The sequence below is a fragment of the Duganella sp. BJB476 genome (genome assembly GCF_003416895.1).
GTDB lineage: Bacteria > Pseudomonadota > Gammaproteobacteria > Burkholderiales > Burkholderiaceae_D > Rugamonas.
Genome location: NZ_QVIO01000011.1, coordinates 89,334 through 111,956, shown reverse-complemented (window position 1 = coordinate 111,956; position 22,623 = coordinate 89,334). Strand labels below are relative to the sequence as shown.

16 protein-coding genes are annotated in these 22,623 nt (G+C 66.9%); 3 read left to right on the top strand and 13 right to left on the bottom strand.

Translation table 11 applies throughout. The annotated features are described in order from the left end of the window. Window position 1 precedes the first annotated feature (1 nt). Genes D0T21_RS29725 through D0T21_RS29715 form a run of 3 tightly spaced genes read left to right on the top strand, consistent with a single transcriptional unit; the run spans window position 2 to window position 2,549 of the window. Window positions 2-946 carry a sugar nucleotide-binding protein gene (locus D0T21_RS29725; RefSeq protein WP_116993978.1) on the top strand — a complete coding sequence of 315 codons (945 nt, stop codon included), beginning with the start codon at window positions 2-4 and terminating at the stop codon, window positions 944-946. After that, window positions 943-1,983 carry an alkene reductase gene (locus D0T21_RS29720; protein WP_116993977.1) on the top strand — a complete coding sequence of 347 codons (1,041 nt, stop codon included), beginning with the start codon at window positions 943-945 and terminating at the stop codon, window positions 1,981-1,983. Before D0T21_RS29725 ends, D0T21_RS29720 begins: the two co-directional genes overlap by 4 nt. Before the next feature lie 29 nt (window positions 1,984-2,012). Further along, entirely contained in the window at window positions 2,013-2,549 is a 537-nt protein-coding gene (locus D0T21_RS29715; protein WP_116993976.1) for a class I SAM-dependent methyltransferase, read from the top strand. A 6-nt stretch (window positions 2,550-2,555) separates the two neighbouring features. Here D0T21_RS29715 and D0T21_RS29710 read toward each other — a convergent pair whose 3' ends face one another. From D0T21_RS29710 to D0T21_RS29650, 13 genes are all read right to left on the bottom strand, one after another. Beyond that, entirely contained in the window at window positions 2,556-3,860 is a 1,305-nt protein-coding gene (locus D0T21_RS29710; protein ID WP_116993975.1) for a methyltransferase domain-containing protein, read from the bottom strand. 10 nt (window positions 3,861-3,870) lie between these two features. Continuing rightward, a complete protein-coding gene (locus tag D0T21_RS29705; protein ID WP_116993974.1) occupies window positions 3,871-4,581 on the bottom strand; it encodes a class I SAM-dependent methyltransferase in 711 nt (236 codons plus the stop codon). Between the two features lie 49 nt (window positions 4,582-4,630). Beyond that, window positions 4,631-7,420, bottom strand: coding sequence for a glycosyltransferase (locus D0T21_RS29700; RefSeq protein WP_116993973.1), 2,790 nt, complete (start codon window positions 7,418-7,420; stop codon window positions 4,631-4,633). Then, entirely contained in the window at window positions 7,410-8,483 is a 1,074-nt protein-coding gene (locus tag D0T21_RS29695; RefSeq protein ID WP_116993972.1) for an NAD(P)-dependent oxidoreductase, read from the bottom strand. The genes D0T21_RS29700 and D0T21_RS29695 overlap by 11 nt, the downstream gene beginning before the upstream one ends. 3 nt (window positions 8,484-8,486) lie before the next feature. Then, the gene (gene dmpG / locus D0T21_RS29690; protein ID WP_116993971.1) at window positions 8,487-9,512 is read right to left on the bottom strand and encodes a 4-hydroxy-2-oxovalerate aldolase; all 1,026 of its coding nucleotides are present in this window, start codon (window positions 9,510-9,512) and stop codon (window positions 8,487-8,489) included. Next, entirely contained in the window at window positions 9,505-10,425 is a 921-nt protein-coding gene (locus D0T21_RS29685) for an acetaldehyde dehydrogenase (acetylating) (RefSeq protein ID WP_116993970.1), read from the bottom strand. Before D0T21_RS29685 ends, dmpG begins: the two co-directional genes overlap by 8 nt. Before the next feature lie 6 nt (window positions 10,426-10,431). Further along, window positions 10,432-11,364, bottom strand: a complete 933-nt coding sequence (locus D0T21_RS29680; protein ID WP_116993969.1) for an NAD(P)-dependent oxidoreductase — start codon at window positions 11,362-11,364, stop codon at window positions 10,432-10,434. Window position 11,365: 1 nt separating this feature from the next. Beyond that, a complete protein-coding gene (locus D0T21_RS29675; protein WP_116993968.1) occupies window positions 11,366-13,204 on the bottom strand; it encodes a thiamine pyrophosphate-binding protein in 1,839 nt (612 codons plus the stop codon). Continuing rightward, window positions 13,204-14,529 carry a lipopolysaccharide biosynthesis protein RfbH gene (gene rfbH / locus D0T21_RS29670; protein WP_116993967.1) on the bottom strand — a complete coding sequence of 442 codons (1,326 nt, stop codon included), beginning with the start codon at window positions 14,527-14,529 and terminating at the stop codon, window positions 13,204-13,206. Before rfbH ends, D0T21_RS29675 begins: the two co-directional genes overlap by 1 nt. Before the next feature lie 24 nt (window positions 14,530-14,553). Next, window positions 14,554-15,630, bottom strand: a complete 1,077-nt coding sequence (gene rfbG / locus D0T21_RS29665; RefSeq protein WP_199538635.1) for a CDP-glucose 4,6-dehydratase — start codon at window positions 15,628-15,630, stop codon at window positions 14,554-14,556. After that, window positions 15,627-16,400: a glucose-1-phosphate cytidylyltransferase gene (gene rfbF / locus D0T21_RS29660; RefSeq protein ID WP_116993965.1), complete on the bottom strand. Its 774-nt coding sequence runs from the start codon at window positions 16,398-16,400 to the stop codon at window positions 15,627-15,629. Before rfbF ends, rfbG begins: the two co-directional genes overlap by 4 nt. A gap of 142 nt (window positions 16,401-16,542) precedes the next feature. Then, window positions 16,543-19,377, bottom strand: coding sequence for a glycosyltransferase (locus tag D0T21_RS29655; RefSeq protein ID WP_116993964.1), 2,835 nt, complete (start codon window positions 19,375-19,377; stop codon window positions 16,543-16,545). Window positions 19,378-19,396: 19 nt separating this feature from the next. Then, a complete protein-coding gene (locus tag D0T21_RS29650) occupies window positions 19,397-22,594 on the bottom strand; it encodes a methyltransferase domain-containing protein (protein WP_116993963.1) in 3,198 nt (1,065 codons plus the stop codon). Between the last annotated feature and the right edge of the window lie 29 nt (window positions 22,595-22,623).

Genomic DNA, 22,623 nt, shown 5'->3' with positions numbered 1-22,623 from the left:
CATGACCACTACCACCGACACCGGCCTGGCTTTGCCGCCGATCTTGATCACCGGCGCCGACGGCATGCTGGGCCGCGCGCTGGCCGCCGCCGTGCGCCAGGCCGGCCACGGCGCCGCGCCGCTGCTGGCGCCCGGCAAGCAGCAGCTCGACGTCAGCGACGCCGCGCAGCTGCAGCGGCTGGAAGGCGAATTTTCCGCCGGCTGGATCTTCCATTGCGCCGCGCTGGTCAACGTCGAGGGCTGCGCGATGAACCCGGAGCTGGCGCGCAAGATCATCGTCGACGGCACGCAGCACGTCATCGACTTCGCCAGGGCCACCGGCTCCAAGATTTTCTATCCGCAGAGCTTCCTCACCTACGGCGATTGCGAGACCGATATCCCGGAACACCATGTGCAGGCGCCGCTGTCGCTGTACGGCGAGCTGAAGCTGGAGGCGCAGCGCCTGATCCAGGCGCAGTGCCCGGACAGCCTGGTGGTGATCATGGCGGGCTTCTTCGGCGGCGAGGAAAAGGACAAGAACTTCGTCGGCAAGATCATCCCGGGCATCCGCCAGGCCATCGACAAGGGCGACCAGACCTTCGCCGTCGGCGACCGCGTCTGGCAGCCGACCTGGACCGTGGACCTGGCCCGCGCCTCGCTGGAGCTGATGCGCGAGAACAGGAGCGGCAGCTACCAGATGGCCTGCACCGGCGAGGCCTCGTTCTTCGAGCTGACCCAGGAAATCGTCCGCCACCTGGGCCTGGACCAGCGGATCGACATCGTCAAGACCTCGGTGGGCGCCGTCACCCAGAACGAGCTGGGCCGCCGGCCGCAGCGCGCGGTGCTGAGCTGCCAGCGCCTCCGGGACGAGGGCCATGCGCCGCTGCCCGACTGGCGCGACTCGCTGGCGACCTACCTGGCCCAGCCATTTTTCCATCAATACCGAACCCAACAGGAAGCAAAATGACCAATGCAATGCTGACGCCGTACCGCCAGGAAGACGGGCTGGAATTGAAGAACCGCATCGTCATGTCGGCCATGACCCGCTCCTTCTCGCCGGACCACCTGGCCAGCGACGCCATGCGCGCCTACTACGCCCGCCGCGCCGAGCACGGCGCCGGCCTGATCCTGACCGAAGGCGTGGTGGTCCATCCCTCGGCCGACGGCTACAACGACGTGCCGCACATCGCCACCGACGCCCAGGCGCAAAGCTGGAAGCCGGTGATCGCGGCGGTGCACGCGCACGGCGCCAAGATCGCCTGCCAGCTGTGGCATTGCGGCCGCATCTCGCATGAAGACTACACCGGCGGCGTGCCGCCGGTCAGCTCGACCGACGTCGCCGCCAGCGGCGTCAACCGCCAGAACAACAAGCCCTACGGCACGCCGCGGGCGCTGACCGCGGCAGACATGCCGGTGGTGCACGGCTACGTGGCGGACGCCGGCCGGCGCGCGCTGGCAGTCGGCTTCGACGCGGTGCAGCTGCACCTGGGCCACGGCTACCTGGCCGACCAGTTCTTCGACGCCCGCATCAACGACCGCACCGACCAGTACGGCGGATCGGTGGAGAACCGCTGCCGCTTCGCGCTGGAGCAGGTGGCCGCCTTGCTGGCCGCCGTGCCGGCGAACAAGGTCATCGTGCGCCTGTCGCCGTCGCGCGACATGGGCGGCCTGTACGACTGGCCCGACCTGGACGCGATGCTGGCCTACCTGATCCCGGCGCTGTGGCAGGCCGGCGTGCGCATGCTCGACGTCAGCTGCGCGCGCGCCGACTATTACCAGACCTCGGGCCGGGTGATCCGCCTGGTGCGGCCGATGTGGCCGGGCCTGCTGATGGGCGGCGCCTCGCTGACGGCCGAACAGGGCGCGCAGGAAATCACCGACGGCTGGCTGGACCTGGTCACCTTCGGCCGCGCCTTCATCGCCAATCCCGACCTGGTGCGCAAGATCGAAACGGGCGCGGAGTGGACCCCGTTCGACACCAAGATGCTGGCCGAACTGGTTTAAACGCACACCAACCCTGAGTGGAGAAGACTATGAGCAAAACACTGGACATGGGCTGCGGCTCCCGGCCGCGCAATCCGTTCAACGCGGCGGAGATGTACGGCGTCGACATCGTCGATGGCTTGGGGCCCAACATCCGCAAGGCCGACCTGGCGATCGAGCCGATCCCGTTCGAGGACGACAGCTTCGAGTTCGTCACCGCCTACGATTTCATCGAGCACATTCCGCGCGTGATCTACGCGCCGCACCGCCGCAATTCGTTTGTCGAGTTCATGAACGAGGTATGGCGCGTGCTGAAGGTGGGCGGCTACTTCCTGTCGTCGACGCCGGTGTATCCGCACCCGTTCGCCTTCATGGACCCGACCCACGTCAACGTCATCACCGAGATGACCTTCCGCGCTTATTTCGACAATGTGAACCGCTGGGCCGCGATGTACGGCTTCAACGGCGCCTTCGCCATCGTGCAGAACGAGGTGCGCGATTCCCACCTGTTCTGCATCATGCAAAAAGTGCCGCTGCCGCCGCCGGCCGTGGCCGCGCCAACCGAGCCGGCGGCCCCGCCGGCCTAAGCGGCATCAACCGGCCAGCCGGGCCTTGAGCACGTAGGTGTCCGGCTGGCTGTCCTGGAAGGCCAGCACCGGATCGGCGCCCAGCGCCGAGAACAGCTGCTTCCAGGTCGCCTCCAGCAGCGGATTGGTCAGCGGCTGGCGTATCAGCGGCACGCCCTGTTCCATCTGGTAGCCGGCTTCCCTCAGCAGGTTCAGCAGCGAGCCGCGGCTGAACCAGTGGCGCTGGCCTGAGCTCAGCAGGCCGTGGTCCGCATACTTCAGATCCCCCACCGCCAGCCGCAGCTGCATGCTCCAGTGCTGCGCATTCGGCATCACGACGATGATGCTGGCGTCGGCCTTGATGACTTTGCGGATGTTCTTCAGCAGCTGCAGCGGATCGGCGCTGCGTTCCAGCGCCTGGTCGAGGATCCAGCAATCGGCGTCGGCATGGTCGCGGAAGAAGCCGTCGTCCAGCGTGTCGGGATCGGCCGCCAGCGCCGCGTTGTCCGGATGGCTGCCGGCGTGCACGTAGCGCCGCTGCGGATCGGCCTGGACGCAGCTGGTGGCCAGCATGCCGTCGTTGGCGCCCAGCTCGACGATGCTGCGCGCCGTCGGCGGCAGCATGGCCATCACGCTCAGCCGTATCTCGGCCGCCGCCTGGGCGGCCGCGCTCCATTCCTCCAGGTTGTAGCTGCCGCTGCGCTTGACCGTGCCCTGCCAGTCGTGGCGCAGGTACAGCCGCGGCTGGTTGGTCTCGATGGCCAGGAAGTCGTTGCGCAGCCAGTCGATGCCCTGCACCAGGTCGCTGCGGCCGGCACGCCGCAGCGCCAGCATCGCCTCGGTCATCGGCGCGCCGTGCTTGGTCGGCAACGGCCATTCGCGCACCACCTCGATATTCAGCAGCATGCAGGCCGGGTGCAGGTAGCGCACCGCGCCCTCTTCGTACTTGACGTCGAAGCCGCCCTCGTTGACGTGGTTGACGTAGCCGACCCCGTACATGCCGGGTTGCAGCCGCGCCGCCATGTCTTCCAGGAAGCCGCCCCGTATCACCTGGATGTCGGAATCGAGCACCAGCACCCGGCCGTGCAGGCCCAGGTTCTGGAAGGCCCAGGCCATGCCCGGGCCGTGGTGGATGTTGTAGTCGAAGTGGATGAAGCGTACATCGGCATACCTGGCGCACACCGCCTCGATCGCGCGGTAGTGCTGCTCGCTCGAACCGTCGATGATGGTCACGGGATTGCTGTAATGCGCGCGGAACGAACCGAGCAGATCCTCGATCAGCTCCGCCGAATTATAGGAAACCGAGATGACGGGAATGGTGTTGATATCCATATGCCGCTGCTTAACCCTTGTCGTAGACCGATTGCTCGCCCGTGTCCAGCGGGAACGACGGCTTGCCCTTCATGCGCACCACCGGCGGCGTCATGGCCCGCTTTTCGATGACGACCACGCTGTCGTAGTAGTGGATGGCGAAGCCGGACAGGGTGAACGCGTTCACCTGCAGCGCCGGGTCCGGCGAGTGCCAGGCGTGCAGCTGGTCGATCAGGTTCTTGGTGTATTCGATGAAGTTGCCCGGATTGCGGTAGCCGCCGCCGTAGGCCGGCCAGTAGCTGGTCAGCACGTCCTCGCACAGGTAGATGCCGCCGTCCTTCAGGTGGAACCACAGTTCCTGGAAGGTGGTGATCTGCTGCTTCATGGTGTGGCCGCCGTCGTCGATGATGATGTCGAACTTGGGACGGGTGGCGACGATGTTTTGCAGCGACTCGCGGTTTTCCTGGTCGCCGATGATGATGTCGATGCGCTCCTCGGCCAGCTCGGCGCAGCGCGGGTTGATGTCGGCGCCGGTGATCTTGGCGCCCGGGCCGAAGTAGTGCTTCCACATCTGCAGCGAACCGCCGTGCAGCACGCCGAATTCCAGCAGCGTCATGTCCTTGCCGCGGAACTGGTGGAAGTGGCGCTCGTAGATCTCGAAGTAGTGCATCCACTTGTGGATCATGCGGTGTTCATGGTTCTCGAAGTAGTCGATCAGGGTGCTGCCATCGTTTTGCGACATGTATATCTCCTTGGTTGGATCTTGTTGGTCCGGGTTTGGTGGTCCGGGCTTAACCTTTGGTGAGCAGGATGGTGGTGGCTTGTTGCATCAGCGCGCTGATTTTTTCGATAGGATAACTTGGTTCGACCTGTTCCCACACCGACGACAGGAACCACACGCAGTTGACCAGCTTGTTGGTCAGCATCTCGCGCAGCTGCGCGCGATTGCGCATGAACTTGCCGTGTTCGTGGGCGTCGCACAGCAGCTGCAGCCACTCGATGTTGGCCTGGATGCGCACCTTCTCGTTGCGCTGGTCCTGGCCGCCGTGCAGGCGGAAGTAGCTCAGCGGCTCCGGCAGGTAGGCGCAGTCGCTGTTGGCCAGCACCGCCAGCCAGGTGGCGACGTCGGACAAGGTGGTGTACTGGCGGCCCAGGAACACGCCGAAATGGCCGGGCAGCATGCTGCGGCGGAACATCACGGTGGTCGGCTCGCCCATCAGGTTCTGGCCGTTGGTCAATATCATGTCGCCCAGCGAGCTGCCGCCGACCGCCGTGGCGATCTCGAACATGCGCTCGGTGCCCTGGATAGGCGCCAGGAACCTGCCGTTGGCGTCGATCAGCTGGCGGAACGAGGTCACCAGGCCGATGTTGGGCTGGCCCAGCATGCAGGCCATCATGCGCTCGATCTTTTCCGGGTGGAACAGGTCGTCGTCCATCAGGTAGTTGATGTACTCGGAGCTGGAGTTGCGGTAGCAGTTGAGGAAGTTGTCCAGCGGCCCCAGTCCCGGCGAGCGCAGGTAGCGGATGTTGGCGTAGCGCGCCAGATACGGGGCGAAGCGTTCGCGGGTCAGCTCGTCGGTGCTGTTGTCGCTGATGACGATTTCCAGGTTGCCCCAGGTCTGAGCCAGGATGCTTTGCAGCGCCAGTTCGGCGTAGTCGGGACGGTTGTGGGTCGGCATCAGGATCGACACCTTCGGCAGGCGCGTATCGACCTGCGGCGGACGGGCGCCGGCGAACTGCGGCGCCTGCAGGCCGGCGTTGCCCTTCAGTGCGATCTGGGCGTAGCGTTCCTCCAGGTCGCGCACGAACTGGGCGCTGTCGAACAGCGCGCAATTCAGGCGCTGCTCGTGCAGCTGGCTTTTGAGCGCCTCGACCCGCGGGCGGTCATGCGCCAGCGCCACGGCCAGGTCTTCGTATTCCTGCTGGGTGCTGGTGATCAGCTGCGGCATGTCGACCGCCTTCAGCAGGCTGCCGGCCATGCGCGACGAGAAGGTGCGGCCGGCGCAGGTGACCACCGGCAGGCCGGCCCACAGCGCGTCGCTGGCGGTGGTGCCGCCGTTGAACGGCGCGGTGTCGAGGAACAGGTCGGCCACCTGGTAGCGCGCCAGGTAGTCGGCCGGCACCACGCGGCCGGCGAACACCAGCCGCTCGGCCGCCACGCCGGCCAGCTCGGCCTGGCGCGTCAGGTTGGTGCGCACCTCGGGGCTGTCGGCCACCATCCACAGCAGGCTGTTGTCGGTGCGCTTGAGGATGTTCATCCAGCTGTCGAACACCTCCGGGTTGAACTTGAAGTTGTTGTTGAAGGCGCAGAACACGAACGCGTCTTCCGGCAGGTTGTTGGCCGCGCGCGTGGGCTTGGCGCCGATGATGCGCTGGCGGTCGTTGATCTGGAAGGTGCGCGGCATGTGCAGCGGCTTCTCGGTGAAGAACGGCTCCAGCTCGGGCGGCAGCACGAACGGGTCGGCGATCACGTAGTCGATGAAGGGCATGCCGGTCGGGCCGGGCAGGCCCAGCCAGGTGATCTGCACCGGCGCCGGGCGGAACGCCAGGATGTTCGGGCGCGCGCCCAGGGTCAGGCCGTGCAGGTCGACCAGGATGTCGATCTCGTGCGAGCGGATCAGGCGCGCCGCTTCCTCGTCGCTCATGCCGCCGATGCGGATGTGCTGGTCCATGCCGGCGATCACGCGGGCGCGGATCGGCGAGCCGTCCTCGTTGCTCCAGCAGAAGCCGAACACCTCGACCTTGCTGCGGTCGTGCAGGCCGTACAGCTCGGCGGTCAGGATGGACACCGCGTGCGAACAGAAGTCCGACGACAGGTAGCCGATGCGCAGGCGCTCGTGGCCGTAGCCCTGCGGCCCGGTCAGCGGCTTGACGTCGGCGTTGACCTTTTCCTCGACGTAGCGGCGCGAAGCCGCCAGCTGCTGGGCCGGATCGCCCGAGGCGCTGAGCATGGCCAGCGCCGAGGTGCCCACCATCAGTTCGTCGACCGCGATGCCGCACACGCTGGTGTTATACACCGGCCACTTGCACTGCTTCTGGCGCAGGTGCACCCAGTGCGAGATGACGTTCTTTTGCTTGGGATCGATCAGCAGGCTGCGGGTGAGCGCGTCCTCGGCGGCCGGGAAGTCCTTCTGGATCTCCAACAGGCGGCCCAGGTTGTTGAGCGCCTGGACCACGTGCGGCTGGTCGGCCGGCAGCTTGGGATTGCTGTATTCGAGCAGCGCGCGCCAGCTGGCCAGCGCCTCGTCCGGGCGGCGCAGCCGCTCCAGCAGGGTGCCCAGGTTCAGGTGGCCTTCGTTGAAGCGGGGATTCTGCGCCAGCGCCATGCGGTAGGCCGCCTCGGCCTCGGTCAGCTCGTTGTTATCGCTGAGCATGACGGCCAGGTTGAACTGCACCGCGTAGGCCAGCGGCGACGGCGTCTTGGCCAGCCAGGCGCGGTACAGCTGGATGCCCAGCGGCCGTTCGCCGGCTTCGACCAGGTTCTGGCCGGTCTGGAACAGCTCGATGATCGGAAGGGTGCCCTTCTGGGCCAGCGCCAGGGCGGCGCGGCCGGCGTCCACTACGGTTTTGTTAGTTTGCATGAGCTCGAATCGAAGGTGGCGCGGCGAACCAGCGGTAGGCTTTCTCTACCGTCTGTTCCAGTGGGCAGGTTTCGCTGACGCCGAGGCGGCGCAAGGTGAAGCTGGTGTCCGGGTAGAGGTCGTCGTCCTTTTGCTGGCGGTTCGGGGCGGTGTTCAACGCCACGCGCGGCTTGGGCGAGACCTGCTCGCCGATCAGGCGCACCAGCTCGTTGTGGGTGACCGGGGTGGCGCTGCCGAGGTTGTACACCTCGCCGTCCACGCCCTTGACCAGCGCGGCCAAGGTCCACCAGGCCGCGTCCGAGCCGTACAGGTAGCTGCGGCGCGCGCTGCCGTCGCCGTGGATGCGGATCTCGCTGCCGGTCAGCACGTCGCGCAGGAAGTTGTTGATCGCCCATGGACGGTCCAGCTCCTGGTAGGCGCCGGTCAGCGCGAACGGGCGCACCGTCGACACCGGCAGCCGGTACTGGCTGCGGTAGATCGCCGCCGTCATCTCGGCGGCGCGCTTGGCGTCGGCGTAGACGGTGTGCAGCAGGCCGGCCGGCAGCGGGAAGTAGTCGCTCTCGGTCAACGGACCGGGGCGCTGCGGCGAGCCGGCCACCAGGCAGGAGCTGACGTTGACGAAGCGGCGCAGGCCGTCCAGCTGCGAGGCCGCCTCCAGCGCGTTGTTGATGCCGGACACGGTGGTCTGGAACACGCGCAGCGGATCGGAGGCGTGCACCCGGTTGTTGGGGATGCCGGCCGCGTGGATCACGAAGTTGGTGTTCTTGGCGAATTCGAACGAGGAGCGCACGTCCTGCGAGCGCACGCGGATGTCCAGCCGCGAGGCCAGGTGCGGATACTTCTGCTGCCATTCCGTGATGTGGCGCGCGTACAGGTCGAGCGTGATGCCCAGGTTGTACTGGTCGTTGAGCGCGGCCACCAGTTCGGCGATCCAGCTGCCGAGGAAGCCGGTGCCGCCGGTGACGGCGATGTGCTGGCGCGCCAGCGCGGCGCGCACGTCGGGCTGGTTGGCGCAGGCGGCCAGGGCGTCCTGGCGCGTTTCTGCGAAGCGTGGGTCGGCCATGGTTTAACCTTTCAGTGCTGCTGCGTTTTTCTCGGCCAGGTCGCGCGCGACCTCGATGATCAGGCTTTCCTGGCCGGCCACCGCGTTGCGCTTGCCGAGGCCGAAGAAGATGTCGCGCGGATCGACCTTGTAGTCCTCGGCGGCGCGCGCCACCGGCTTGGCGAAGCCGGAGAACACGCCGGCCAGGCCGGAGACGATGGACAGCGGCGAGATCGACGGCGCCACCGGGTTGAATTCCTTCTCGGCGATGTCGGCGGCGTCGAGGATCTTGTACAGGTCGATGCCGGTCTCGAAGCCCAGGCGTTCGAACACCGCCACCAGCACTTCGAGCTGGGTGTTGCCGGCGCCGGCGCCGAAGCCGCGGATGGTGCCGTCGATGATGGTGGCGCCGGCGTTGACGGCGGTGACCGAGTTGATCACGGCCATGCCCAGGTTGTTATGGCCGTGGAAGCCGACCGGGATGTTCAGGCCGCCCACCAGCGTGTCGATGCGTTCCTTGACGTCGTCCGGGAAATAGGCGCCGGCCGAATCCATGATGACGATCGCCTCGGCGCCGTAGGATTCCATCTTCTTGGCTTCCTCCAGCAGCGTGGCCGGCGTCGCCATGTGGCTCATCATCAGCACGCCCCAGGCTTCCTTGCCGGCCGCGCGCACGTAGTGGATGTGGCGGTCGGTGATGTCGGCCTCGGTGCAGTGGGCGGCGACGCGGAACACGTCCACCCCCAGCTCGATGGCGCGCACCAGGTCCTTCTTGATGGTGCAGAAGCCGGGGATCACGTGGATGCCCATGCGGGTGTGCTTGAGGTGCTGGCGCGACACGGACAGGATCTCGTCGTCGGTCAGCTTGCATTCGCCGACCAGCATCGACGAGGCGCCCAGGCCGTTGCCGTGGCCGACTTCGACGATGGGCACGCGCGCCGCCTCGGCCGCCTTGCAATAGGCGATGAAGGCTTCGCGGCCCAGCTGGTGGCGCACGGCGTGGTTGCCGTCGCGCAGGGTCGGGTCGCTGATCAGGATTTTCTTAGCCATGCTTGCGCTCCTCTTTGTGCTTGCCTTGCTTGCCGTGCCTTGCGGCCGCGACCATTTCCGCCATCGCGATGGCGGCGCAGTTGATGATGTCCAGGTTGCCGGCGTATTGCGGCAGGTAGTCGCCGGCGCCGACCACCTTGATGGTGGTGACCACGCGGCCGCCCTCGATGGTCGGCGGCACCACCAGGCCGTAGCCGGGCACATAGGTCTTCAGCTGGGCCACCATGGCGTCGACCGAGGCGCGGATCGCCGGCAGGTCCGGGTTGGCGATCTTGGCGTAGATCGTGGTCTGCATGTCGATCGGCGGGTTGGCCGGGTTCAGGATCAGGATCGCCTTGGCGCGCTGGGCGCCGGAGAAGCGCTGCAGCGCCTCCTCGGTGGTCTCGATGTATTCGTCCAGGTTGGCGCGGGTGGCCGGGCCGGCGCTGCGCGAGGCGATGCTCGACGCCACCTCGACGTACTCGATGTCCTTGTGCACCGCGCCGATGGCGGCGGCGATCGGGATCGACGACTGGCCGCCGCAGGTGATCATGTTGATGTTGCGGGTGCCGGTGTCCAGCGTGGCCTGGGCGTTGATGGCCGGGATGCAGAACTCGCCCAGCTTGGCCGGGGTCATGTCGATCACGGTCTTGCCCAGTTTATCCAGCGCCGCCCAGTGGCCGACGTGGGCCTGGGCCGAGGTGGCGTCGAACACCAGGTCGCAGATGGATGGATCGGCGATGATGGCCTCGATGCCGCGGTCGGAGATCGGCACGCCGAGCTGGCTGGCCCGCTTCATGCCGGCCGAATTGAAATTGCGGCCGGCGAACAGCGTGCAGACCAAATGCCTGGAGCGCATCACCTTGACCATCAGGTCCGTGCCGATATTGCCGGAGCCGATAATGGCGATCTTCAGTTTGTCGGTGCTAGTCATCTTGTTTCACCTAGTGGTGTTGTCCCTGCCAAGTATTATGGCCGATTCCGCGCTGATGCCATCAATGGAGGAATAGGCCGGATGGTAGCCCAATTCGGCGGCTTGCCGGTTGAGCGAGTAATAATGCGGTTTGGCGCCGGTGGCGTTGACCACCGAGGCCGCGCCGACCTCGTAGCGCAGGCCGAAGCGCTGCGCCATGGCGGCCAGCAGTTCCAGCTTTTCCACCGGCGCCGCGCTGTAGCAATCGATGGCGCGGTTGCCGGCCGGCGCGCGCAGCACGCACGACACCAGCTGGTGGAAGTCCTGTGGATGCAGGTAGTCGCGCACCATGCTGCCGGCGCTGGTCTGCAGCACGGTGTCGTCGCGCACGGCGCGCAGCAGGTCGGTGATGAAGAAGCGGGCGCCCAGGTCCTGCGTGCGGCTGAAGTAGTTGAACACCCGCAGGTCGGTGATGTGCAGGTCCGGCAGCGCGCGGTGCTTGCATTCCGCGTGCAGCTTGGCCACCGCGTAGTAGTCCTGCGGTTTCAGCGCGTTGATATTGATGACGGCCTTGGTGTGCGGGCCGGCCGGCTGTTCGAAGCCGCTGTTGTAGGCCGCGCCGCTGGACAGGAAGATGTAGCGCCGTTCGGGATGGCGCTGCAGCTCGCGCAAGGCCAGGTCGTCGAATTCCTGCGTCACGCCGAAGATGGCGCCGCCCATTTGCGCGGCGCGCTGCGGATCGCCGACGCCGACGAAGTTGAGCACCGCGTCATGCGGCGCCTGGCCGTAGCCGGCGTAGGCCGCCACCGGGAAGTCCAGCTGGTTTGTGGCCAGCCAGCGCTGCGCCGCCGCCGTGTCGCGCACGTACAGCAGGACTTCGGTGTTGCCCTCGCGCGCGAAGGACAGGATCAGATCCTTGGCAATCTGGCTGCTCGCACCGAGGATGGCGACGCGCTTCATCTTAGAGGGATTTCGATTTTTCGTGCATGCCGCCGATCATGGCCTTGTCCAGCACCTCGCGCGGGAGCAGCGGCGCCAGGTCTTCCAGCGGCGGCGACACCAGCGAGCCGTCGGCGCGCGCCTGCAGGCCCAGCTTCGGCGAGAACAGCTGGGTGGGGCTCATGAACACTTCGCAGATCACCGGGCCGGTGGCCGCCTGCACCGCTTCCAGCGTGGCGTCGCATTCTTCCCAGGTGCGGATCTGGTAGGACGGGATGTCGAACGCGGTGGCCAGCTTGGAGAAGTCCGGGCAGGACACGCCGGAGGCGCGGTCGGTGCCGACGTAGGCGCTTTCCTTGAACACGGCCTTCTGCGCGTGCTTGATCATCAGGTAGCCGTCGTTGTTGAAGATGAACAGCTTGATCGGCAGCTTGTGGTGCACCATGGTCTGCAGTTCCTGCAGGTTCATCATCATGCCGCCGTCGCAGTTCAGGCACATCACCTCGCCGCGGTCGTTGGCGAAGGACACGCCCAGCGCGGCCGGCAGGCCGTAGCCCATTTCACCGAGGCCGGTGGAGGTCATGAAGCGCTGGCCTTCCTTGAAGCGCAGCACCTGGTGGCCGCTCAGCAGGGCGGTGCCCATGTCGGTGACGACCACCTGGTCCGGCTTGAAGAAATCGTTCAGGCGCTGCATGAAGCGGTAGGAGTTCATGAAGCCGTCCTTGTCCGCGTGCTCCGGGCCGACCCACGGGAACTGCTGCTCGTAGGCGCGGCAGGTCTCCAGCCAGGCGGCCTTGGACGGCACCGGCGCGGTCAGCGCTTCGAGGCGCGCGATCAGCGCCTCGATGAAGACGCGGGCGTCGCACAGGATGTTTTCCTGCGTGCGCTTGGCGTGCTTGACCACTTCGTCGGCGTCGATGTCGACCACGTCGATGCGCGCCAGGCGCGCCAGTTCGCTCAGGTCGTAGCCGATCTGCGGGATCGCCAGGCGGGTGCCGATGGCCAGCAGGTAGTCGCAGTTCTGCACGATGAAGTTGGCGGCGCGCTGGCCGTAGACGCCGGCGCGGCCGAACACCAGCGGGTGCGAGGAATCGATCATGTCGATGCCGGCCCACGACACCAGCGCCGGTGCGCCCAGCTTTTCCAGCAGCGGCGCGAGGCGGGTTTCGGCGCCGGCCAGGCGGATGCCGTTGCCGAGCCACAGCAGCGGGCGCTCGGCCTTCAGCAGCGCGGCCAGCACGGAATCGACCTGCGCGGCGACGGCGTCGCTCAGGTAGTCGGTGGCGGCCGGCGCTTCGAAGCGGGGAATGGCGTCGCGCTCGATGCGCTGCGACTGCACGTCCAGCGGGATCTCGATCCAGGTCGGGCCGGGACGGCCGTCCAGTGCGATGTGCACGGCCTTCTGCAGTTCGTACTGCGCCTGCGCGCCCTGCATCACGCGGTGCTGGTATTTGCTGACGCGTTCGACCATCTGGCACGAATCGTAGCCCTGCACGCCCCACATGCGCAGCGGGTTTTCCGGGAAGGTGAACTTGCTGTTCTCGTTGCCGGCGATGACGATGCACGGTATCGAGTCGGCCCAGGCGGAGACCACGCCGGTGATGCCGTTGGTCGAGCCGGCGCCGGTGGTCAGCAGGGCGGCGGCCAGGCGGCCGTTGGTGCGGTAGTAGGTCTGCACCGCCATGCAGGCGGCCTGCTCGTGGTGCACGCAGACGATCTCGGTGTAGCCGCGGCGGGTGATGGCCTCGAACAGGTGGATGTTGCCGGCGCCGATGATGCCGAAGGCGTGCTGGATGCCCAGGTTTTCCAGGGTTTCCGCCACCAGGTCGGCGACTTTTACTTTAGTGTCTTGCGCTTGCATCAGAAGTTCACGCCAAAGAAGGTTTCGAGTTTGTCGATCGCGAAGTCCAGCATCTCGCGGGTCAGGCCCGGGAACACGCCGATCCAGAAGGTGTCGTTCATCACGCGGTCGGTGTTGGTCAGGTCGCCGGAGACGCGGTAGTTGCGGCCCACCATGTAGGGCTGGCGCGTCAGGTTACCGGCGAACAGCAGGCGGGTGCCGATCTTGTGCTCGTCCAGGTAGGTCAGCAGGTCCACGCGCGAGACGTTGGCTTCCGGTTTCAAGGTCATCGGGAAGCCGAACCACGACGGGTCGGAATGCTCGGTCGCTTCCGGCAGGATCAGGAACTCGGCGCACGACTGCAGGCGCTCTTTCAGATACGCGAAGTTGTCCTTGCGGGCCTGGATGAAGCCCGGCGCGCGGTCGATCTGGGCCAGGCCGCAGGCGGCCTGCATGTCGGTGATCTTCAGGTTGTAGCCCAGGTGGCTGTAGGTGTACTTGTGGTCATAGCCCATCGGCAGGGTGCCCAGGCACTGGCAGAAGCGCTTGCCGCAGGTGTTGTCCTTGCCCGGCGCGCAGTAGCAGTCGCGGCCCCAGTCGCGGAACGACTCGGCGATCATTTTCAGTTCCGGATTGTTGGTGAAGACGGCGCCGCCTTCGCCCATCGTGATGTGGTGGGCCGGGTAGAACGACATGGTGCCGATGTCGCCGAAGGTGCCGACCATCTTGCCGTGGTAGGTGGAGCCCAGCGCGTCGCAGCAGTCCTCGATCAGCCACAGATTGTGCTTCTTGCAGATCGCGGTGATCACGTCCAGGTTGTACGGATTGCCCAGCGTGTGGGCCAGCATGATGGCCTTGGTCTTGGGCGAGATCGCCGCTTCCAGCTTGGTCACGTCGATGTTGTAGGTGCCCAGGTCGACGTCGACGAACACCGGGATCGCGCCGAACTGGATGATCGGGTTGACGGTGGTCGGGAAGCCGGCGGCCACGCCGATCACTTCATCGCCCTGTTGGATCGCGCGCGCGCCCAGCTTCGGCGAGGTCAGGGTGTTGAAGGCGACCAGGTTGGCCGAGGAGCCGGAGTTGACGGTGATGAGGAAGTCCACGCCGATCATCTTGGCCAGCTTGGCTTCGAATTGATCGTTGAAGCGGCCGGTGGTCAGCCAGGCGTCCAGCGAGGCTTCGACCATCAGTTCCATTTCCGGCGCGCCGACGACCTTGCCGGCCGGCGGGATGACGGTCACGCCGGGCTCGAACGCCTTCGGCACGCTGGCCAGCGCGCCGTATTCGGCCACCAGCTTGATGATCTGTTCGCGGAGTTGTTCCTTGCTTTGTGCTTCACTCATGATTCCAACCTTGGTTATGTGCGCTTAAAGATGTGCGGTGTTTTGATACGTGTCGATCTGCGCCAGCGTCAGCGCGCGCATGTCGGCGCCGGAGGCGTGTGCCTGGTGCCATGCGACGATCATGTCGATGGTGTGGCCCAGGTGCCAGCGCGGCTGCCATTGCAGGCGGCTGCGGGCTTTCGAGCAGTCCAGCTTGAGGTAGTGCGCCTCGTGCGGTTGCGGTGCGGAGTCCAGCTCCCAGCCGGCGCCGTCGCCCCAGCTTTCGCACAGGCGCGCGATGATCCATTCGACCGGGCGGGCGTCGATGTCGTGCGGGCCGAAGTTGAAACCTTCGGCATACGCGGCGCCTTGCGTGTACAGGTGTTCGGCCAGGGTCAGGTAGCCGGATAGCGGCTCCAGCACATGCTGCCACGGACGGATCGCGTGCGGGCTGCGGATGCGCACCGGCTTGCCGGCGGCGATGGCGCGCACCATGTCGGGGATCAGGCGGTCCTCGGCCCAGTCGCCGCCGCCGATCACGTTGCCGGCGCGGCCCGAGGCCAGCGCGACGCCGTGCTGGGCGTATTTTTCAGGATTGAAGAACGAGGAGCGGTAGCCGGCCGTCACCAGCTCGGCGCAGGCCTTGCTGTTGCTGTATGGGTCGTAGCCGCCGAAGGCTTCGTTCTCGCGATAGCCCCAGGCCCACTCCTTGTTTTCGTAGCACTTGTCGCTGGTGACGTTGACCACGGCCTTGACGCCGGGCGTATGGCGCACCGCTTCGAACAAGTTCACCAGGCCCATGACGTTGGTGGAGTAGGTCTCGACCGGATGGTCGTAGGAGTAGCGCACCAGCGCCTGCGCCGCCATGTGGATGACGATCTCCGGCTGCGCCTTGGCCATCGCCTCGCGCAGCGCGGCGCCGTCGCGGATGTCGCCGATGATGGAGGTCATGCCGGCGCCGACGTGGGCGGTGTCGAACAGGCTTGGTTTGCTTGGTGCTTCGAGGGCGTAGCCGGTGACGTGGGCGCCCAGTTGCTGCAACCACAGGCTCAGCCAGCTACCCTTGAAACCGGTGTGCCCGGTCAGGAAAACGCGCTTGCCGTGCCAGAACGCTGGATTCATGGCCATCGCTTCCACGGCGCCTTGCCGCTTTCCCACAGCTCTTCGAGCAGGACCTTGTCGCGCAGCGTATCCATCGGCTGCCAGAAGCCATGGTGCATCCAGGCGTCGAGCTGGCCGCTTTCGGCCAGCTGTTCCAGCGGACCCTTTTCCCAGATGGTGTGGTCGTCTTCGATCAGGTCGATCACCTGCGGCGACAGCACGAAGTAGCCGCCGTTGATCCAGTTGCCGTCGCCTTGCGGCTTCTCCTTGAAGCTCATGACGCGCTGGCCGTTCATGTCGATCGCGCCAAAGCGTCCCGGCGGCTGCACCGCCGTCATCGTGGCCAGCTTGCCGTGTTCCTTGTGGAAGGCGATGCTGGCGCCGATGTCGATGTCGGCCACGCCGTCGCCGTAGGTGAAGCAGAAGGCTTCGTCGTTCTCGACGTGCTGGCGCACGCGCTTCAGGCGGCCGCCGGTGAGCGTGTCGGCGCCGGTGTCGACCAGCGTGACCTTCCACGGTTCGGCGTGGCGCTCGTGCACTTCCATCTTGTTGTTCTGCAGGTCGAAGGTGACGTCCGAGGTGTGCAGGAAGTAGTTGGCGAAGAATTCCTTGATGACGTAGCCGCGGTAGCCGCAGCAGATGACGAAGTCATTGATGCCGTGGGCCGAGTAGCTCTTCAGGATGTGCCACAGGATAGGTTTGCCGCCGACTTCGACCATCGGCTTCGGTTTGACAGTGGTTTCTTCGCTCAGCCTGGTGCCCAGGCCGCCTGCCAATATGACTGCTTTCATACTATCCCCGAATAGTTGAGCTGATTATGTGTGTGGTCCGTACTGGACGTATTGTCAGCCACATCCGTCGTATTTTAAACGAAAAGCAGGGCCTGATTGGGGCGTCTTCAGGAAGGATGGGAAATTTCCACAAAAAAGAGACTCATTCGGAAAGCAGCAGCTGGTAGCCCTGTCGTAGTACCTCATGCAAGTCGGTCAGCGGGACGCCGGCGCCGGCGGCCAGCGTGGCGTGGCGGCTGGTGAGCAGCGCGTTCAAGGCGGCCAGGCGCGCGGCCAGTGTCTGCTTGAAAGCGGCGGGGTCGGCAAGGAAGCCATGCTGCGCATGGGCTGCGTATAAAAGATGCAAGCCGTCGAGGGCGCAGGCCAGGGCGTCGGCGTCGTTGTTGGCCGGCGCCGCATCGGCATTGACATCGATCGGCCGGTGGCTGGACAGCGGCTCCGCCAGGTAGACGCCGTCGCGGCCGGCCAGCGCCGACAAGGCCAGGGCGATGCCGGACAGATAACGATATTGTCGTCCTTGAAAGTGGCCGAAGCCGGCACCGATAATGCTGCGGCGCAGCAGCAGCGCGCCGGCGTCGCACAGCGTGGCGGTCGCGTGGTGATCGGACGACAGCAGCAGGGTGCCCAGCGAGGCGCCGTCGACCACCGTGTCGGCGCTGAAGACCGGCGCGCCGGGCAGCGCGGCGCCGCTGTCGTCGCGCGGCTGGCGCCAGCTGCCGACCAGGCCGACGTTGGGATAGCTTTGATAAAACTGCATCATGCGCGCCAGTTTTTCCGGGTGCAGGACGTCGCCCTGCGGCGCCACGGCGATGTACTCGCCCAGCGACAGCGCCAGGCAGTGATCCAGGCTGGCGGCCGGCGCCAGGCCGGGCGCGCGGTGGTAGCGCAGCTGCGGATGGCGCGCCAGCAGCGGGGCCACGCGCGCGCGCAGCGTGTCGCCGCCGGTGCTGTCGCCGACGATGATTTCGGTGTGGCCCCAATCCTGCGCCAGCGCGCTGCGCAGCGTGCGTTCGAGGGCATCGGCGTCGGCGTCGCCGGCCGCGACCAGGATGCTGACCAGGGGCAGGCTGGCATCGGCGTGGCGGGCGCTTTCGGCATCGCTTTGCTTGCCGCCGCGGCGTTTCAATGTGCCGCGCGCGACGCGCTGGTAGAGCTGTTCGAGGTTGCGGACGAAGCGCGGCGTGTCGAACAGCGCATTGCCGCCACCACGGCGGCGGCTGTCGGCCAGGCGCCGGCGCAGCGCGGCCAGTTCCGCCTGCGCTTGCGCCAGCCGCACCGCCGTGTCCTCGTAGTCGCGCAGGTCTTCGGTGACCAGTTCCGGCAGGCCGGCCGCGTGCAGCAGGCTGCCGCCGGTGCGGCCCGCGTAGCTGCGGCCGGAGCAGGTCAGCACGGGCAGGCCTGCCCATAGCGCGTCGCTGGCGGCGTCGCCGGCGTTGAACGGCAGCGTGTCGAGGAACAGGTCGGCCGCCTGGTGGCAGGCCATGTCGTGCGCCGGCGGCTGGGCGACAAAGCAGAGTCGTTCGCTGGACACGCCGTGGTGCAGCGCGGCCACGCGCAGGTTGTCGCGTGCTTGCTCGCTGTCTGTCGCCAGCCACAGCACGCTGTCCGGCACGCGCTGCAGGATGCGCATCCAGGCGGCGAACTGCTGCGGCGCCAGATGGTGGCTGTCGGCGAAGCAGCAGAACACGAAGGCGTCCGCCGGCAATCCGCTGGCGGCCCGCGTCCGGGCGCGCGCCTTGGCGCGCATGGCGGCTTGCTTCGGCCGCTGGCGGTCGCTGATGTGCAAGGTGTCCGGCAAATACAGCGGCTGTTCGGTGAAGTACGGCGCCAGTGCCGGCGGCAGCACCCAGGCGTCGGCCAGCACGTAGTCGATGCAGTCGAGCGCCGTGGTGCCGGGATAGCCCAGCCACGCGATCTGCACCGGCGCCGGACGGTGCGTCAGGATGCCGGGCCGGCCGCCGACCGCCAGGCCGCACAGGTCGACCAGGATGTCGATTTCATGCGCCCGTATCAGCTGCGCCGCCTGCAGGTCGCCGACGCCGTCGATGCGCAGGTGATGGTCCATGCCCTGCACCATGCGCAGGCGCGCGGGCGCATGGTCTTCCTCGTTCCAGCAGAAGCCATAGACCTCGACCAGCTTGCGGTCGTGCAGCGCATACAGTTCGGCGGTCTGCAGGCAGGCGTCTGGCGCCAGGTAGCCGATGCGCAGCTTGCGGTGCGTGTAGCCGGCTTGGTCGGAGAGCGCCGCCGCTCCGCGCGGCGCATGAGCGGCGACATGGCGGCGCGCCGCCGCCAGCTGCTGCGCCGGGTCGTCGCTGGCGGCGAGCGTGGTGGGCGCCGAGGCGGCCGCCAGCAGCTGCTCTTCGTCCAGTCCCGGCAGCGCGGCCAGCACCGGCCACGCGCATTGCCGCTGGCGCAGCCGTATCCAGTGGGCGACGACCAGCGGCTGGCGCGGGTCGAGCTGCAGGCTGCGGGTCAGCGCCTCTTCCGCTTCCGGATAGCGGCGCTGGCCGTCGGCCACGCGGCCGATATTGTTGAACAGCTGGATTTGCAGCGGCCCCGCATTGGCGGCGGCCGGATCGAGCAGGTCCAGCGCCTCGTGCCAGGTGTCGAGCGCCTCGTCGGGACTGCGGCGGCGCTCCATCAGCGCGCCGAGCCCGAGATAGGCTTCGGTGAAATGCGGCTGGATCTCCAGCGCGCGGCGATACGAACGTTCGGCCGCGCGCTGCTCGCCGCCCTGCATCTGCAACACCGCCAGGTTGTACCAGGCCGCGTGCAGCAGCGGCGTGTCGCAGTGCTTGATCCACAGCTGGTACAGCGCGATGGCCTGCTCAGGCCTGCCCTGTGCGGCCAGCAGCCCGGCGATGCCGATCAGCTCCGTGATCGGCAGCACGCCCAGCCCGGCCTGCGCGAACGCCAGCGTGGCCGCCTCCGCGATGTTGCCGGCGGCGATGGCGGCGTTCAGCTGGGCGGACATGCGGGCCTCGGTATCCGGATCAGGCGGCGACTGCCACCAGGATGTACTGCGGCGCCAGCGCGTCTTCGACCGCGATCTCCGGGTCGACGCCGCTGGCCTGGGCCATCAGGCGTATCGCCGGCAGGTATTTGTCGCGCGCCGGTTCGTCCGGGATGCGCGCGCTGCCGCCGGCGATCTTGAAGCCGGTCTGCAGGAACAGGTCGAGCATGGCGCCGCGCGTGAAGATGCGCTTGTGGCCCTTGTTCATCGCCGCGCCCTGGCCGTAGCGCAGGTCGCCGGCGTTGAGGCGGGCCTGGATGCTCCAGTGCTGGAAGTTGGGAATGGCCGCGATCACGCGTCCGCCCGGCGCCATGTTGGAGCGGATCCGGGTCAGCACGGCCCACGGGTCGTTCATGTGTTCGAGCACCTCGCCGAGTATCCAGCAATCGGCGCCGGTCACGTGCGACCAGAATTCCTGGCTGGCGGTTTCGATATCCTGGTCGAACACGAAATCGCAATGCGGGCGGGCGGCGTTGGCCGGCGCCGGATCGCGTTCGATGCCGGTGTAGTTGCAGATCGGGTTGCGCTGGCGGTAGGCCTTGGCGAAGGCGCCGTCGTGGCAGCCGACGTCGACCAGCTTGCGGGCGTCGGCCGGCACCATGGACAGCAGGTCCTGGTTGATCTGCGCCGAGGCGGCCGGCAGGTCGTAGTGGTAGCCGCCGGTGCGGATCACGGTGCCCTGCCAGTCGTGCTTGAGGAAGACGCGCTGGGACTCGCGGCTGAAATCCTGGTCGACCCAGTCGACGGCGGCGATCAGGTGATGGGCGCCGGCGCGGTGGATGGCCAGCATGGCCTGGATCATCGGCGCGCCGTGCTTGATCGGCAGCGGCCACTGGCGCATGACCTCGAGGTTGACCAGCATGCAGGCCGGGTGCAGGTAGCGTATCGGGTTCTCGATTGGACGCTCGTAGCCGCCCTCGGTGACGATGCGCAGGTGGCCGGCGCCGTACATGCCCGGCTGCAGCTGGCTTTGCAGCGATTCGATGAAACCGGGGTTGACCACTTCCACGTCCGAATCGAGGAACAGCACTTCGCCCTTCAGCCCGAGGTGGTTGATGGCCCAGGTCATGCCGGGGCCGTGGTGGATGTTGTAGCCGAACGGGATGAACTCGACGTTGTCGTAGCCGGCCGCCATGGCGCGGATTTTTTCCGCGATGTCCGGATTGGAGCCGTCGATGATGTAGACGCGGTTCGGATAGAACTTGCGCAGCGACGCCAGCAGCGCCTCGATCAGGTCGGGCGCGTTGTAGGAGACGGTGACGATGGGGATCTGCGCGGCCGGCAGGCGCGGCGCATCGGGTTTCAACACCGGCGCGGGCGGCGGCGCCAGGCGCGGCGCGGCCGGCTTGGCGATCTTCTGCAGCACCGCTTCCATGTTGCGCACGAAGCGCGGGCTGTCGAACAGCGCGCAGCTCATGCGGTTGTCGGTCAGCTGGCGCTTCATGGCGGCGATGCGCTGCGGATCGTGGGCCAGCGCGACCGCCTTCTCTTCGTAGTCGGCGAAGTTGAAGGTGATCAGTTCCGGCAGGTCGACCGCCTTCAGCAGGCTGCCCGCCATGCGCGACGAGAAGGTGCGGCCGGCGCAGGTCAGCAGCGGCAGGCCGGCCCACAGCGCGTCGCTGGCGGTGGTGCCGGCGTTGAACGGGAAGGTGTCGAGGAACAGGTCGGCCAGCTGGTAGCGCGCCAGGTAGTCGGCCGGCATGGCGCGGCTGTTGAAGATCAGGCGCTCGCGGGCGATGCCGACCTGCTCGGCGTAGCGCCACAGGTTCTCGCGCACCTCTGGATAGTCGGCCACCAGCCACAGCACGCTGCCGGGCACGCGGCGCAGGATGTTCATCCAGACGTTGAACACTTCCGGCGTGAACTTGAAGTTGTTGTTGAACGAGCAGAAGACGAAGGCGTCTTCCGGCAGCTTGACCGAGGCGCGGGTCGGCTTGGGCCCGATCAGGCGCTGGCGGTCGTTGATCTGGAAGGTGTCCGGCAGGTACAGCGGCTGCTCGCTGAAGTCCTTGGTCATCTCCGGCGTGATCAGGAATTCGTCGGCCAGCACGTAGTCGACGCCGGGCAGGCCGGTGCTGCCGGGGAAGCCGAGATAGGTCAGCTGCACCGGCGCCGGGCGGAACGCCAGGATGTTCGGGCGCGCGCCCGAGGTCAGGCCGTGCAGGTCGACCAGGATGTCGATCTCGTGGGCGCGGATGGCGCGGGCGGCCTGCTCGTCGCTCATCTGGTCGATGCGGATGTAGTGGTCCATGGCCTTGACCACGCGGGCGCGGATCGGCGAGCCGTCCTCGCGGCTCCAGCTGAAGGCGTAGACCTCGAACTTGCCGCGGTCGTGCAGCTCGTACAGCTCGGCGGTCAGGATCGAGACCGCGTGCGAGCAGAAGTCCGACGACAGGTAGCCGATGCGCAGGCGCTGGTGGCCGTAGCCGTGGGCGCCGGTCAGCGGGGCGACGTTGGCGTTGACCTTCTCGGTGACGAAGCGGCGCGAGGCGGCCAGCTGCCGGGCCGGATCGGCGGAGGCGCTGAGCATCGCCAGCGCCGAGGTGCCCTCCATCATGGTGGCGACCGAGATGTGTTCGAGGCCGCTGTAGACCGGCCATACGCACTGCTTCTGGCGCAGGTGGACCCAGTGGGTCATGACGTTGCCCTGCTTGGGATCGACGCGCAGGCTCAGGGCCAGCATGGCTTCGGCCTGCGGATAGCGCTTGACGATTTCCAGCAGGCGGCCCAGGTTGTTCAGGGTCTGGATGTACAGCGCGGCGTTGCTCTTGATGTCGGGCTGGATAGTATCGGTCAGGATGGCGTTCCACATGGCCAGCGCGTCGTCCGGGCGGCCGGCGCGCTCCAGCAGCGAGCCCAGGTTCAGGCGGCCCTCGACGAAGTCCGGATTGAGCGCGATCGCCTGGCGCAGCAGCGCCTCGGCGCCGGCCTCGTCGCCGGTGGTGGACAGCAGCACGGCCAGGTTGAAGCAGGCCGCGTACGCCGTCGGCGACGGCGTATGGGCGATCCAGGCCTGGTACAGCGCGATGGCGGCGGGCGCCTGGCCGCTTTCCTGCAGCACGCCGGCGGCGCCGAACAAATCGCCGATGGACAGCACCCCCTGGACGGCCATCGCCATGACGGTGCCGAGCGGGTTGGATTCAAATGAAGCGGGTACAGCAGGAACTTGAGCGGTCATGGCGTGGTGTGCAGTTAAATCATTCCAGC

Bases quoted from the DNA above. Each gene is read 5' to 3' on its own strand.
- D0T21_RS29725 (WP_116993978.1), top strand. From the start codon at position 2: ATGACCACTACCACCGACACCGGCCTGGCTTTGCCGCCGATCTTGATC.
- D0T21_RS29720 (WP_116993977.1), top strand. From the start codon at position 943: ATGACCAATGCAATGCTGACGCCGTACCGCCAGGAAGACGGGCTGGAA.
- D0T21_RS29715 (WP_116993976.1), top strand. From the start codon at position 2,013: ATGAGCAAAACACTGGACATGGGCTGCGGCTCCCGGCCGCGCAATCCG.
- D0T21_RS29710 (WP_116993975.1), bottom strand. From the start codon at position 3,860: ATGGATATCAACACCATTCCCGTCATCTCGGTTTCCTATAATTCGGCG.
- D0T21_RS29705 (WP_116993974.1), bottom strand. From the start codon at position 4,581: ATGTCGCAAAACGATGGCAGCACCCTGATCGACTACTTCGAGAACCAT.
- D0T21_RS29700 (WP_116993973.1), bottom strand. From the start codon at position 7,420: ATGCAAACTAACAAAACCGTAGTGGACGCCGGCCGCGCCGCCCTGGCG.
- D0T21_RS29695 (WP_116993972.1), bottom strand. From the start codon at position 8,483: ATGGCCGACCCACGCTTCGCAGAAACGCGCCAGGACGCCCTGGCCGCC.
- dmpG (WP_116993971.1), bottom strand. From the start codon at position 9,512: ATGGCTAAGAAAATCCTGATCAGCGACCCGACCCTGCGCGACGGCAAC.
- D0T21_RS29685 (WP_116993970.1), bottom strand. From the start codon at position 10,425: ATGACTAGCACCGACAAACTGAAGATCGCCATTATCGGCTCCGGCAAT.
- D0T21_RS29680 (WP_116993969.1), bottom strand. From the start codon at position 11,364: ATGAAGCGCGTCGCCATCCTCGGTGCGAGCAGCCAGATTGCCAAGGAT.
- D0T21_RS29675 (WP_116993968.1), bottom strand. From the start codon at position 13,204: ATGCAAGCGCAAGACACTAAAGTAAAAGTCGCCGACCTGGTGGCGGAA.
- rfbH (WP_116993967.1), bottom strand. From the start codon at position 14,529: ATGAGTGAAGCACAAAGCAAGGAACAACTCCGCGAACAGATCATCAAG.
- rfbG (WP_199538635.1), bottom strand. From the start codon at position 15,630: ATGAATCCAGCGTTCTGGCACGGCAAGCGCGTTTTCCTGACCGGGCAC.
- rfbF (WP_116993965.1), bottom strand. From the start codon at position 16,400: ATGAAAGCAGTCATATTGGCAGGCGGCCTGGGCACCAGGCTGAGCGAA.
- D0T21_RS29655 (WP_116993964.1), bottom strand. From the start codon at position 19,377: ATGTCCGCCCAGCTGAACGCCGCCATCGCCGCCGGCAACATCGCGGAG.
- D0T21_RS29650 (WP_116993963.1), bottom strand. From the start codon at position 22,594: ATGACCGCTCAAGTTCCTGCTGTACCCGCTTCATTTGAATCCAACCCG.